Annotated in this window: 10 protein-coding genes; 3 read left to right on the forward strand and 7 right to left on the reverse strand. The window is 66.6% G+C overall.

The window, feature by feature from the left end:
- Positions 1-260, reverse strand: a 260-nt coding sequence (locus FHY06_RS32530; protein ID WP_184607469.1) for a hypothetical protein, incomplete at its 3' end; no start/stop codon positions are given.
- A gap of 69 nt (positions 261-329) precedes the next feature.
- Complete coding sequence (locus tag FHY06_RS32535) at positions 330-3,338, reverse strand: type VI secretion system Vgr family protein (RefSeq protein ID WP_184607470.1); 3,009 nt, start codon at positions 3,336-3,338, stop codon at positions 330-332.
- Positions 3,339-3,706: 368 nt separating this feature from the next.
- Here FHY06_RS32535 and aspT (FHY06_RS32540) point away from each other — a divergent pair, with 368 nt between their 5' ends.
- From aspT (FHY06_RS32540) to FHY06_RS32550, 3 genes are read left to right on the forward strand one after another with little or no spacing between them, the layout of a single operon-like run.
- A complete protein-coding gene (gene aspT / locus FHY06_RS32540; RefSeq protein WP_311733761.1) occupies positions 3,707-5,344 on the forward strand; it encodes an aspartate-alanine antiporter in 1,638 nt (545 codons plus the stop codon).
- Between the two features lie 38 nt (positions 5,345-5,382).
- A complete protein-coding gene (gene aspT / locus FHY06_RS32545; protein ID WP_184607472.1) occupies positions 5,383-7,098 on the forward strand; it encodes an aspartate-alanine antiporter in 1,716 nt (571 codons plus the stop codon).
- A gap of 57 nt (positions 7,099-7,155) precedes the next feature.
- Positions 7,156-8,799 (forward strand): bifunctional aspartate transaminase/aspartate 4-decarboxylase, encoded by a 1,644-nt coding sequence (locus FHY06_RS32550; RefSeq protein WP_184607473.1) that lies wholly within the window; start codon positions 7,156-7,158, stop codon positions 8,797-8,799.
- A gap of 96 nt (positions 8,800-8,895) precedes the next feature.
- Here the strand turns inward: FHY06_RS32550 and FHY06_RS32555 are convergent, their stop codons facing one another.
- From FHY06_RS32555 to FHY06_RS32575, 5 genes are all read right to left on the reverse strand, one after another.
- Positions 8,896-10,074 carry an MFS transporter gene (locus tag FHY06_RS32555; protein ID WP_311733759.1) on the reverse strand — a complete coding sequence of 393 codons (1,179 nt, stop codon included), beginning with the start codon at positions 10,072-10,074 and terminating at the stop codon, positions 8,896-8,898.
- A 17-nt stretch (positions 10,075-10,091) separates the two neighbouring features.
- Positions 10,092-11,216, reverse strand: a complete 1,125-nt coding sequence (gene aroC, locus FHY06_RS32560) for a chorismate synthase (RefSeq protein WP_184607475.1) — start codon at positions 11,214-11,216, stop codon at positions 10,092-10,094.
- A gap of 33 nt (positions 11,217-11,249) precedes the next feature.
- The gene (locus FHY06_RS32565) at positions 11,250-11,435 is read right to left on the reverse strand and encodes a hypothetical protein (RefSeq protein WP_019658632.1); all 186 of its coding nucleotides are present in this window, start codon (positions 11,433-11,435) and stop codon (positions 11,250-11,252) included.
- Between the two features lie 84 nt (positions 11,436-11,519).
- The gene (locus FHY06_RS32570; protein WP_132798466.1) at positions 11,520-11,984 is read right to left on the reverse strand and encodes an SRPBCC family protein; all 465 of its coding nucleotides are present in this window, start codon (positions 11,982-11,984) and stop codon (positions 11,520-11,522) included.
- On the reverse strand, positions 11,873-12,331 hold the full coding sequence (locus FHY06_RS32575) for an ArsR/SmtB family transcription factor (RefSeq protein ID WP_184607476.1): 459 nt from the start codon (positions 12,329-12,331) through the stop codon (positions 11,873-11,875). The genes FHY06_RS32570 and FHY06_RS32575 overlap by 112 nt, the downstream gene beginning before the upstream one ends.
- Positions 12,332-12,389 lie beyond the last annotated feature (58 nt).

A 12,389-nucleotide genomic window follows, 5' to 3' on the forward strand; every position in this document is an offset into this window, starting at 1 on the left:
GCCTTCTTCTCGACGATGTTGATGATGTCCAGGAACACATCCACCAGCGCCATGATGTTGCCGACGATCGGGATGCTGCCCAGCACCATCGTCAGCCGCTCCAGCGTCACGTAGCCGCCGCTGAACGAGCGCAGCCACTCGTCCACCGCCTTGCTCGCAGCGGCGACGTCCTCCTTCACGATCGTGTTCAGCGGCGCCACCGCCGTCTGCGGTTCGCGCTCGGTTGCCTGCGGCTTCGAGGCCGCCTCCTGTTCTGCCATTTTTTCTTTTTCTCTCGAACTCTCGTTTCAGGTTGGGTGGCCCACGGGCCACTGGGGACGCTGAGAGGGTCAGCCCGCGAAGCCCGGCGTCCGGCCTGTGGCGACGGGGTTCGCAGCCGCGGTGGCGATGCCTGGCTGCTTCATCCCGCCGGAAGCGATGCCGCTCATCACGCCGGTGATCGGCACGCCCATCGGGCCGAGCTTGGCGCCGGCCGCCTGGATCGCCATGCCGGTCGCCGCTTGGCTCGCCTGGCCGAGCAGCGCCTTGGCGCCACCCTGCTGGATCGCCTGCGCCGCGCCCACGGCCTGCTGCGCAACACCGGCCGCCTGGGTGACCTGGTTCAGCGCGCTCGCCGCCTTGCTGCCCATGCCGGCGACGCCCGCAAGAGCGCCTGCCGCACCGCCTGCCGAACCGGTCAGTCCGGCTGCGTTGCCCATGAGGCCGGAGATGCCAGAGATACCGGACACCCCGCCACCCGCTCCGCCCGCACCCGCGCCGGTCGCGCCCTTCGCCTTCCAGTCTTCGGGCGTGCCGTAGTAGCTGCCCTCGTCCCATGGGTCGCGCGGGTCCTTGCCGAAGGTGACCTTGGCGGTGCCGATGGGCAGGCCCGATACCGTCGCGAAGCCGTTGCGGTCGAAGGTGCCCGAATGCGTGCCGCCTTCCGAATCGACCACGTTGAAATCGCCCTGTGCCACGCCCTGGCGCTTTTCGCCGGTCGGCTTGATGTACTGGTGATAGAGGTCGAGCTGCCCCTTGGGCACCGGCTGCGGATTGGGCAGCGCGGGCTTGCCGTCGTTGGCCGGCCCCACGAGGCTGTGGACCGCAGCGTGCTCGCGCCAGGTGCCGGCAGTGCCGTGCTCGATGCCGCCCGAACTCCAGCGGCTGTAGCTGGAGCCGCCGTTGATCACCACTTCTTCCTTCGCCTGGATGGTGATCTTGTTGGCTGTCTGCGTGATGTTGAGCTTGGCCAGCACGTTGACGCTGTCCTTCAGCGCCTTGATGTCGATGTCCGCGCCCGCCGCCACGAGCCGCATGCCGGCCTTGGCGGCGAACATGCGGATCGCGCTCTGCACGCTCACCAGCATGCTCTTGCCCGCGCTCACGCTCGTGTGGCCGCCGCTGGTGAGCGCGGTGTGCTCGTCGCTCACCACATGCGTCGAGCCCTGCGCCACGGTCTGCAGGCCCTTGGCGCTGGCCAGCGTCAGGTGCGACTCCTGGAACTCGGGGAACTCGCCCTGATCGCGGTTGCCGCCCTGGCCCTTGATGGCGTCGTTCTGCTCCTTGATGCTCGCGGTGACCTCGTCCTGGTCGCCCGTTTCATGGGCCTGCGCGCCCTGCGCCAACCCGCTCAGGCCTTCGTGCATATCGCGGGCCTGCGTGAGGCGGCCCACGGTCTCGCCCATGTCGGTGGCATGTGCCTGGGCATTCGGCCGGGCCTCGGTGGTCACCAGCAGACCCTTGCCCGAGCGCAACACGCCATGCCCGTCGGTGCGCAGCTCGAAGCCCTGTCCGCGCGGCTCCTTGCGCCCTGCGGTGTCCTCGATGCGACCGATGTGCCCCACGCTCAGCTGGCTGGACTGGTGGTCGCTGCGCAGCTGCGCCTGGATCTTGCCCTGGGTGTCGTCCAGCACGAGGTGGTTGCCGCGCCCGCCGCCGAGTTCGCGGCTGCGAATGCCCGACAGGTGCTTCTGCCCGGGCAGTTCCCACGACGGCATGGTGTCTGCGTTGTGCACGCAGCCGACCACGATCGGGTAGTCGGGGTCGCCGTTGAGGAAGTCGACGATCACCTCCATGCCGACGCGCGGTACGCTGGTCATGCCGAAGGTGGCGCCGGCCCACGCGGTCGACACGCGCAGCCAGCAGCTGGAGTTCTCGTTGTCCCGGCCCAGGCGGTCCCAGTGGAACTGCACCTTGATGCGGCCGTACTGGTCGGTCCAGATCTCCTCGCCCGAAGGTCCCACGACCATCGCCGTCTGCGGGCCCCGCGTGCGCGGCTTGGGCGTGGTGCGCGGCGCCCGCCATGCATAGCTGGTGGGCTGGGCCTCGAAGGCGAAACGCTGCACGGAGCCTTCGGTGCCTTCCGCGCCTTCGCTGGCCTGCAGGTTCTCCTGCAGGTGGTAGCTCACGCCCACGAGCAGGTACTGCTGGTTCTGGTCGGCCTTGGGATGGCCGGTCAGCCGAAGGGTGTGGCCGGTGGCCAGCTCGCGCAGGTTGGCGCGGCCGGTGGCGCGGCTGCGCTGGCTCAGCTGCTCTTCGTTGCGGATGCGCGCATAGGTCTCGCCGTCGCCGTGCTGCACGAAGCCGCCGGGCCATTCGTAGTTCTCGTAGGCATCGTGGTCGTGCCCCGGAGGCATCTGCCGCAGGTGCGAGAGCTCGGCCTTGGGCTTCTCGAAGTCGTAGTCGTCGTTGTAGTGATGGCCCGAGCGCACCTCCTCGGCGATCTCCCATGCATAGATGCGCTCGCGCTGGCCCATGCCGGATTTCTCCAGCGGGTGATAGCGAACCTCTTCGCCGCCGGGCAGCGGGCTGTGGGAGTTGGCGATGTCGTCGGCGAACACGAGCACCTGCTGGCTGGCCTCGTGCCGGAAGTGGTAGTAGATGCCTTCGAGCTCGCACAGGCGCGAGATGAAGTCGAAGTCGCTCTCGTGGTACTGCACGCAGTAGTCCCAGCGCCGGTAGTCGCCGCGGCTGAGCTTCTGCTCGACGGGATGGCCGTAGCGCCCGAGCACTTCCATGACGATCTCGGGCACGCTCTTGCCCTGAAAGATGCGGAAGTCGCTGCGCCGCGTGGCCAGCCACAGCCAGGGACGAATGCGCAGGCGGTAGAAGGAATGGCGCGAATCCTCCTGCTGCAGTCCGAATCGTGTGGCGATGCCACCCAGGTAGCGCACGCCGCCTTCGGTTTCCACCACCACGTTGCAGCTCTTGCCGAGCAGACTCTTCGGATCGATGGCATTGCTGTTGCCCAGCAGCTCGATGTCGAAGGCGTACAGCTGGCTCAGCGCTTCACGGCCTACCAGCTGGCGGAACTGCAGCGCCTCGCCGGCGGGCGTCTCGATGCTGACGCGCCGGCTCATTGCGGCGCTTCGGCTTGCAGATAACACAAACCGATTAATTGAAATTCAATAGGTACGAATATCGTTTTCAAATTGAGCGGCATATCCGCCTCCCTGACGCATATTTTCACAATTATTCTAAGTGTTGGTTTATCGTAAGAACCAATGCGAGAAATAGACGATTCTCCAAATCGGCATAAAGTTTCGATCCGTGGCTGCCATTTTCAAAGTCACGCTGCTGAGATTCGAATTAATTGCGGCACCCGAATCAACCAACAGGCAATTGAGGGCGTGCCCCGTCTGCCGGCACATTCCGCGCAAAGGATCTGATCGTGGTCGGCGGTCTGGTGGAAATACTCAGAAACCAGCCTGAAATCGCGCTATTCCTCGTGCTCGCCATTGGCCATGCGGTAGGCCAGATCCGCTTCGGCCCCATTCAGCTTGGCGGCATCTGCGGCACATTGATTGCCGCCCTCGTCATCGGTCAGCTCGGCATTCATGTCGACGACAGCGTGAAGAACGTGTTCTTCATGCTTTTCATCTTCGCGCTCGGCTATGCGGGCGGGCCGCAGTTCTTTGCCAATCTCGACGCCAAAGGGCTGCGGATCGGGCTCCTGTGCCTCGTCGAAGTCGTGACGGTGCTCGTGCTGGTGCTCGGCGCCACCTTCCTCCTCTCGCTCGACCAGGGCACCGCCGCAGGGCTGATGGCGGGCGCGGCCACCGAGTCGGCCGTGGTCGGCACGGCGACCGACGCCATCTCCAGGCTGGCGCTGTCGCTCGCAGACATCCGGCAGCTGCAAGCCAACGTGGTCACCGCCTATTCCATCACCTACGTCTTCGGGCTGATCGCGATCGTGGTGGTCACGAGCCAGGTCTTTCCGCTGCTGCTGCGCGTGGACCTGCGCGCCGAGGCCGACCGCCTCTGGAAGACGATGGGCGGCGGCGACTCCGACCCCGACGCCGCCAGCGCCACGCCCGAAATGATCGGCCGCGTGTTCCTGGTCACCGTGGGCCGGGGCCGAACGGTCGGAGAGCTGAATTCGATCTTCGCAGGGCGCGCCAGCATCGAGCGCGTGGTGCGGCGCGGACAGAGCCTGACCGTCGAGCCCACGCTGCGGCTGCAGCCCTTCGACCAGGTGCTCGCCATCGGACGGCGCAGCGTGCTCGTGAACGTGGCCGAGCTGCTGGGCCGCGAATTCGCCAACACCACCGCCTTCGATGCCGTGGTGGAGACCACCGAAGTCGTGATCAACCGGCGCGAATGGTTCGACCGCGAACTGCACGAACTGCAACATGCCCCGCTTCCGCCCGGAGTGCAGATCGTCGGCCTGAAGCGGGACGGCAACGCCATGCCGCTGCTGCAAGACGTGAAACTGCGCCGCGGCGACGTGCTCAAGCTCTACGGTCCGGTGCTCGACGTGACCCGGGCGCTGCCGCTGATCGGCGACCGCGTCGTCGAATCCACGCACAGCAACATCAGCTACGCGGCCATGGGCATCCTGCTGGGCGTGTTCATCGGCGGCTTCAGCGTCAGGCTCGGCGGCATTCCGTTCTCGCTGGGCACGGGCGGCGGAGCGCTGGTCACGGGCCTGCTCTTCGGCTGGTACCAGGCGAAGAATCCGCACCGGCTGAGCGTGCCGCCCGAGGCGCTTGCGCTGATGAAGGACCTGGGCCTGGCCACCTTCATCGCGTGCGTCGGTCTCGCCTCCGGACCGCAGGCGCTGGCGCTGGTGAAGAAGTTCGGCATCGCGCTGCCGCTGGTCGGCGTGGCCATCGCATTGGTGCCCGCCACCATCTCGCTGTTCGTCGGACACAAACTGCTCAGGCTCGAAGCGCCCGTGCTGCTCGGCGCCATCGCCGGCCAGCAATGCAGCACACCGGCACTCAGCGCGGTGCAGAACGCCGCGGGCAACGCAACGCCGCTGCTGGGCTACACGATCACCTATGCGATTTCCAACGTGGTGCTGCCGCTGATGGGCCCGCTCATCGTGGCCCTGGCCGGGCTGGTGGCGCACGCGGCGAGATGACCCTGGACGAAGTCGAGACACCGAAAGGAACCTGACCCATGGAATGGCTGCACGAACTCTTCAAGAAGTCGCCGGAGATGGCACTCTTTCTCTCGCTGGCGGTCGGCTACTGGATCGGCAAGATCAAGTTCGGCAAGTTCCAGCTCGGCGGCGTGGCCGGCTCGCTGCTGGTGGCGGTCCTGGTGAGCCAGGTCGGCGTGCAGGTGGACGCCGGCGTGAAGGCCGTGCTGTTCGCCCTCTTCATCTACGCGGTGGGCTTCGAGAGCGGGCCGCAGTTCTTCAGCTCGCTGGGAAGGCAGTCGGTCAAGGAGATCATCCTGGCCGCGGTGATGGCTGCCACCGGCCTGGCCGCGGTGATGGCTGCCACCGGCCTGGCCACCGTGGTGGTCATGGCCAGGCTCTGCGAGCTGGACAAGGGCCTGGCTGCGGGAGTGGCCGCAGGCGGGCTCACCCAGTCGGCCATCATCGGCACCGCCGGCGACGCCATCGCCAAGCTCGGGCTCGATGCCGCCGAGACCGCGCGGCTGCAGGCCAACGTCGCCATCGGCTACGCGGTGACTTACGTGTTCGGCTCCTTCGGCGCGATCATCGTGTGCGTGAACATCCTGCCGAAGTTCATGGTCCGCACCATCCGCGACGACGCCATCGCGGCCGAGACCGCGCAGCAGGCCGGCGTGAAGGTGCTGGGTCCGGAGCAGCAGGAGGCCGCGCCTTCGCTGGTGGGCCGCATCTACGAGCTCGTGGCCGACCCGAAGCGCACCATCGCCGACATAGAGAACGCCAACCCGGCCACCACCATCACCATCGAGCGGGTGAAGCGCGACGGCAAGTTCGTCGAGGTGAGCCCCGAGCTCGTGCTCCGCCAGGGCGATATCGTGCTGGCCGTCGGGCGGCGCGACGCGGTGGTGGCCAGTGCGCCGCTGCTGGGCAAGGAGGTCTACGCGGTCGACGGCATGGAGCTCACCATGCAGAGGCGCGAGATCGTGCTGACCAACAAGGAGTTCGACCGCAAGACAGTCGACGAGATCCGCAAGGCCACCGCAGGCGGCGTGCGCCACGGCATCTTCGTGGTGCAGATCAGCCGCATGGGCAAGGTCCTGCCGATGAAGCCCGACACCGTGGTGCAGAGCGGCGACCTGGTGTCGATCTTCGGCGCCGAGCAGGACGTGAAGCGCGTGGCGGCCATCGTCGGCGACGTGATCGTGCCGAGTGCGAAGACGGACTTCGTCTATCTCGGCGCGGGCCTCGTCGTGGGGCTGCTGGTCGGCCTGCTGAGCGTGAAGATCGGCAGCATCCCGCTCACGCTGGGCGCGGGCGGCGGCGCGCTGCTGTCGGGCCTGCTCTTCGGCTGGTACCGCGCGAAGCGGCAGACCTTCGGCGCCCTGCCTCCCAGCGCCGTGCAACTGTTGAAGGACCTGGGCCTCGCGGGCTTCGTCGTCGTGGTAGGCCTGTCTTCGGGATTGCAGGCAGTGCAGACCATCAGGCAGCTGGGCCTGACCATCTTCGGCGTGGGAGTGGTCGTGACCATCGTGCCGATGCTGCTGACCATGCTGTTCGGCCGCTACGTGCTGCGCTATGGCAACACGGCCATCTTCGCGGGCGCACTGAGCGGCTCGCGCAGCGCCAACCCGGCCTTCGGCGAGGTGCTCGACAAGGCCGAGAACTCCATTCCCACCGTGCCCTTCGCCATCACCTATGCGCTGGCGAACGTGTTCCTCACGCTGCTCGGGCCGCTGATCGTCGCGCTCGTTTGAGCACGGCGCGTCTTCCTCCGTTTCCCTTCCATCCATCCCTTCAGACAGGAGCATCCAATGGATTTCAGCGACGTGAAAAAACTCGGCGGCCTGAGCCCCTTCGAACTGAAGGACGCGCTCATCCAGGTGGCCCGGCAGAGCGACCGGCTGATGCTGAATGCGGGCCGCGGCAATCCGAACTTCCTGGCGACCACGCCGCGCCATGGCTTCTTCCAGTTCGGCCTCTTCGCGATGACCGAGAGCGAGCGCTCCTACATCTACATGGAGGGCGTGGGCGGCTTCCCGCAGCGCGAGGGCATCGAGGCGCGCTTCGAGATCTTCACCAAGGCGCACGAGGGCGAACCCGGTGTGCGCTTCATCGAGGCAGCCGTGTCGTACGTGCGCGACCAGCTGGGCCTGTCGGCCGGCGACTTCATCTACGAGATGTGCGAGGCCATCCTCGGCTGCAACTACCCGGTGCCCGACCGCATGCTGCGCCTGAGCGAGATCATCGTGGGCAAGTACATCCACCAGGAGATGATCGGCACGCACCCCTTCGTGGGCACCTTCGACATGTACGCGGTGGAAGGCGGCACGGCCGCCATGACCTACCTGTTCAACAGCCTGCGCGAGAACCTGCTGCTGCGCGCCGGCGACACCATCGCGCTGGGCATGCCGATCTTCACGCCGTACATCGAGATCCCGCACCTGAACGACTACCAGCTGATCGAGGCGCTGATCGACGCGCCTTCGGAAAACGGCTGGCAGTTCACGAAGAAGGAGCTGCAGAAGCTGCTCGATCCGAAGGTCAAGGCCTTCTTCCTTTGCAACCCGAGCAACCCGCCGTCGGTGAAGATCAGCGACGAGGTGCTGGGCTACATCGCCGACATCGTGAAGCAGCGGCCCGACCTCATCATCCTCACCGACGACGTGTACGGCACCTTCGCCGACGACTTCCGCTCGCTCTTCGCGATCTGCCCGCACAACACGATCCTGGTGTACTCGTTCTCCAAGTATTTCGGCGCGACCGGCTGGCGCATGGGCGTGGTGGCCACGCACGAGGACAACATCATCGACCGCAAGATCGCGCAGTTGCCCGAGGCGCAGCTGAAGGAACTCGATGCGCGCTACAGCTCCATCACCACCGAGCCGCGCAAGCTCAAGTTCATAGACCGGCTGGTGGCCGACAGCCGCACCGTGGCGCTGAACCACACGGCAGGCCTCTCGACGCCGGTGCAGGCGCAGATGGTGATGTTCTCGCTGTTCTGCCTGATGGACGAACCCGAGGCCTACAAGAAGTCGATGAAGCGCATCGTCCTGCGCCGCAAGGAAGCGCTGTACCGGGAACTCGGCCTCCCGCTGGAGCTGGACCCCAATTCGGTGAGCTACTACCACCTGCTCGACCTCCAGGAGATCGCCACGCAGATGCATGGCGAACAGTTCGGCAAATGGATCGTGACGAAGCTGCAGCCGAACGAAGCCCTCTTCCGCATCGCCGAGGAGACCAGCATCGTGCTGCTGCCGGGGCGCGGCTTCGGCGGCAAGCACGCGTCGGGGCGGGTGTCGCTTGCGAACCTCAACGAATACGACTACGCGAACATCGGGAGGTCGCTGCGCAAGCTGGCTTCGGAGTATTTCGAGATCTTCGAGAAGGAGAATGGCAAGGGTGCTGCGAAGACACCCAAGGTGGCGAAGGCGGGAAGGACAGGCAAGAAGAAATAGGCAAGCCGGCAGGAGGGCCTGCGTGCCGTGAGCGGCTGCGCCGGGGTCGGCGCTGCAGCCACGGCGCGAACTTCACCGATGTCGCAGAAAAAGCCATCAGACCCTGCTCGCCCGCTCCATCCCATCCAGCTTCATCACCCGCCATGCACACACGCTGCCGAGCACGGCCAGCAGGGCCGCAGCCGCGAACATCGTGCGATATCCAACGGCCTGCGCGACCGCGCCTCCGAGCAGAACACCGAGCACGCCGCCGAATCCATAGCCGATGACCGTGAACAGCGCCTGCCCTCGCCCGCGCAGGTGACCGGGAAAGCGACGCGACACCATGGCGATGCAAGTCGTGTGGTGTGCCGCGAAACTCAGCGCATGAAGCCACTGCGCCACGATGAGCGCGGCGATCCATCCGCCCAGGCCGGCGGTCAGCCCCAGCCGCGCCACGGCTGCGATACCGCACACCAGCATCCAGCGCGGCATCGGCATCAGGCCGATGAGCCTGCCCTGCAGGAAGAACCACACGATCTCCGCGACCACGGAGAGCGCCCACAGCAGCCCGATGGTGCTCTTGCCGTAGCCGATCGAGTCGAGGTAGAGCGAGAAGAACGCATACACCGAGAAGTGCGACATCACCTGGAAGAAGAGCGACGCGAAGAACCACTGCACCGCCCGGCTGCGCAGCACCGGCCCGATGGGCTCCCGCACGGTGCCGTGCGCCGCAGGAGGCTCGCGCACGTCGGGCAGCTTCATGGTCGCGATCAGCACGATGGCCAGCGTGCCCGCCGCCCATGCCGGAAAGTGCTTCATGCCGAAGCGGTCGAACCACTCGCCAGCCACGAACACCGTGAGCAGGAAGCCGGCCGAACCGCACAGCCGGATGCGCCCGTAGCGGCCCCAGTCGCCGGCCACAAGCTGCGCCATCGCTGCTTCGGTGAGCGACATCATCGAGCTGGTGTGGGTGAACATCACGAGCAGCACCAGCGCGAGCCACCAGGCACCACCGTTCCACCACAGTCCGAACGAGCTGGCCAGCGCCACCGCCGCGCTGAAGCGCAGCAGCTTCACGCGCTGCCCCGTGTGGTCGCTGAGCGCGCCCCAGGCATAGGGCGCGAACACGCGCGTGATCGACTGCACCGAGGCCAGCAGGCTGATGGTGAAGATCGGCAGCCCCAGGTCCTTCAGCCACAGCGGCAGGTAGGGGTTGAAGAAACCGATGTGCGCGAAATAGCTGGCCGACAGGCCAGCGAATGCCAGCAGGTGGCCGCGTTTGGCAGCGGCCACTGGTGGCGGGGCGGACACTAGAGGAAGGACGCCTGCGGCGACGCGGCTTCTGTCTTGCTGCCCGCGCTGGGGGTGGCCTGCGGCACGTCTCCGCACTGCGCGCGATTGCGCAGCACGTGCTCGATCACTACCAGCGCCAGCATGGCTTCGGCGATCGGCGTCGCACGGATGCCCACGCAAGGATCGTGGCGGCCCTTGGTGACGACCTCGACGGGGTTGTTGTGGATGTCGATGGACTGGCGCGGGCTGATGATCGAGCTGGTGGGCTTGATCGCGATGCTCACCTCCAGGTCTTGCCCGGAGCTGATGCCGCCAAGGATGCCGCCCGCGTTGTTGGTGACGAAGCCGGTGGGCGTGATCGAGTCGCCGTGCGTGGTGCCGCGCTGGGTGACGCTGTCGAAGCCGGCACCGATCTCCACCGCCTTCACCGCATTGATGCCCATCATCGCGTAGGCGATCTCGGCGTCGAGCTTGTCGAAGAGCGGCTCGCCCAGGCCCACGGGCACGCTCGTGGCGGTGACGCGAAGGCGCGCGCCGCACGAGTCGCCCGCCTTGCGCAGGCGGTCCATGTAGTCTTCGAGCGCGCTCACGTCGGCGATGGGGGCGAAGAAGGGGTTGTTCGGCACGTGGTCCCAGCTCTCGAAGGGAATGGCGATCTCGCCGATCTGCGTCATGCAGCCGCGAAAGACCATGCCGTACTTCTCGGCCAGCCACTTCTTGGCGACCGCGCCGGCGGCGACCATGGGCGCCGTCAGCCGCGCCGAGGAGCGCCCGCCGCCGCGGGGGTCGCGAATGCCGTATTTCTTGAAGTAGGTGAAGTCGGCGTGGCCCGGTCGGAACTGCTGGGCGATCTGGCCGTAGTCCTTGCTGCGCTGGTCGGTGTTCTGGATCAGCAGGGCGATGGGTGTGCCGGTGGTCTTGCCTTCGTACACGCCGGAGAGGATCTGTACCGTGTCGGGCTCGTTGCGCTGCGTCACGTGGCGGCTGGTACCGGGGCGGCGACGGTCCAGGTCGCCCTGGATGTCCGCCTCGCTGAGTTCCATGCCCGGGGGGCAGCCATCGATGACGCAGCCGATGGCCGGGCCATGCGACTCGCCGAAATTGGTGACCGCGAAAAGATTGCCGAAGGTATTGCCGCTCATGGCCGGGATTATCCCGCCAAAGCGCTCCCCCTCTCAGTCGGTCGTGCTCTCCAGGCGCTTGGACAGGGCCGACACCTGAAGCTCGATGGCGAAGAGCCGCTCGTTCAGCACCGCCGTCTGGAGCCGGATCGCCTCGATGATGGCCTTGGTCTGCGGGTCGGCCGTGCTGTCGCAGAGTTCGGCCAGGTCATGCAGCTTCTTGCGCAGTTCATTGCTCATGGAAGGCTCCGGTGATCGCGTCGAGGGAACCCCAGTATGGGGTTTGGAAGGCGCTGCGGCAATGCGGCGGCACCCGGGTCCGCTTCAGCCAGCCGCCGGGCTCAGCCAGCCCTGCAGCTTGACGAGCGCGCCGCTCCAGCCGTGCTCATGCGCATCGCGTGCGGCTTGGTCGAAGAACTGCTCGTGGATCAGCACCAGCTCGCAGCCATCGGCATCGGGCTCGATGCGCAACGTGACGCGCGACTCGCGCTCCGGCGTGCTGTGCCAGGCCCAGCTGAAAACCAGCTTGCGCTCGGGCACGACCTCGAGGTACGTGCCGCTCACGTCGTGCGTCTCGCCGTCGTCAGCCAGCATCGCCACGCGAAAGCGGCCGCCCACGCGCAGGTCGACCTCGGCGATCGGCACCGAAACGATCTCCCCGGGCCCGAACCAGAGCTTCAGCGCCTGCGGGTCGGTCCACGCGCGCCAGACCTTGTCGGGCGAGACGCGGTAGTGCCGTCGGAGGGTGAGCGAGGGGCGTCCGGCGTCGCCGGCGGAAGGTTTCTCCATTCGGTCTCCTCCTGGTGATAGAGAAAGCGCGAGAGCGCATCGAGGCGCCCGTTCCAGAACTTCTCGTACCGCGACAGCCACACGGCGGCCTCCTGCATGGGCCGGGGCGAGAGTTCGCAGCGCACGATGCGGCCCTCCTTCGTGCGGGAGATGAGGCCGGCGTCTTCCAGCACGCGCAGGTGCTTCATGAACCCCGTGAGGGACATGTCGTGCGGCTCGGCCAGCTCGGTCACGCTGAGGGTGCGTTCGCCAAGGGTTTCGAGCACGGCGCGCCGGGTGGAATCGGAAAGCGCAGCGAAGACTGCGTCGAGCGCTTCGGCGTCGGGTCGGGCTGTTGACTGAACCATGCGGTTGAGTATCAAAAAGGTCCGGGAGGCCGTCAAGTCATGCTTCGAGCCATGCGAC

Origin of the sequence: Variovorax atrisoli, from assembly GCF_014195185.1 — a bacterium.
GTDB lineage: Bacteria > Pseudomonadota > Gammaproteobacteria > Burkholderiales > Burkholderiaceae_C > Variovorax > Variovorax atrisoli.

Excerpts from the sequence above, each read along its gene's own strand:
- FHY06_RS32535 (WP_184607470.1), bottom strand. The coding sequence starts at position 3,338 with ATGAGCCGGCGCGTCAGCATCGAGACGCCCGCCGGCGAGGCGCTGCAG.
- aspT (WP_184607472.1), top strand. The coding sequence starts at position 5,383 with ATGGAATGGCTGCACGAACTCTTCAAGAAGTCGCCGGAGATGGCACTC.
- FHY06_RS32550 (WP_184607473.1), top strand. The coding sequence starts at position 7,156 with ATGGATTTCAGCGACGTGAAAAAACTCGGCGGCCTGAGCCCCTTCGAA.
- aroC (WP_184607475.1), bottom strand. The coding sequence starts at position 11,216 with ATGAGCGGCAATACCTTCGGCAATCTTTTCGCGGTCACCAATTTCGGC.
- FHY06_RS32565 (WP_019658632.1), bottom strand. The coding sequence starts at position 11,435 with ATGAGCAATGAACTGCGCAAGAAGCTGCATGACCTGGCCGAACTCTGC.
- FHY06_RS32570 (WP_132798466.1), bottom strand. The coding sequence starts at position 11,984 with ATGGAGAAACCTTCCGCCGGCGACGCCGGACGCCCCTCGCTCACCCTC.
- FHY06_RS32575 (WP_184607476.1), bottom strand. The coding sequence starts at position 12,331 with ATGGTTCAGTCAACAGCCCGACCCGACGCCGAAGCGCTCGACGCAGTC.